General features: G+C 51.6%; 1 rRNA gene. It reads left to right on the top strand.

Annotation, left to right across the window (positions count from 1 at the left end):
• Window positions 1-403: ribosomal RNA gene (locus PZH32_RS11575) — 23S ribosomal RNA — on the top strand; the annotation flags it as partial.

Consider the following 403-nt stretch of genomic DNA (forward strand, 5'->3'; position numbering starts at 1 on the left):
GGTGAAAGCCCCGTAAGCGAAAGATGAGTTGACATGGCGGTATCCAGAGTAGGTCGAGACACGTGGAACCTTGACTGAACATGCGGGGACCACCCCGTAAGGCTAAATACTCCTTAGTGACCGATAGCGCATAGTACTGTGAAGGAACGGTGAAAAGGACCCCGGGAGGGGAGTGAAACAGAACCTGAAACCATATGTTTACAAGCTGTGGAACCACTTTATATGTGGAACCGCGTACTTTTTGTAGAACGGTCCGGCGAGTTACGCTGGCTGGCGAGGTTAAGGACTAAAGGTCCGGAGCCGAAGGGAAACCAAGTCTGAATAGGGCGCATAGTCAGTCGGAGTAGACCCGAAACCGGGTGATCTATCCATGTCCAGGTTGAAGTTGCCGTAAAAGGCAATG

Source organism: Adlercreutzia equolifaciens, assembly GCF_029076695.1.
Taxonomy (GTDB): Bacteria; Actinomycetota; Coriobacteriia; order Coriobacteriales; family Eggerthellaceae; genus Adlercreutzia; species Adlercreutzia equolifaciens_A.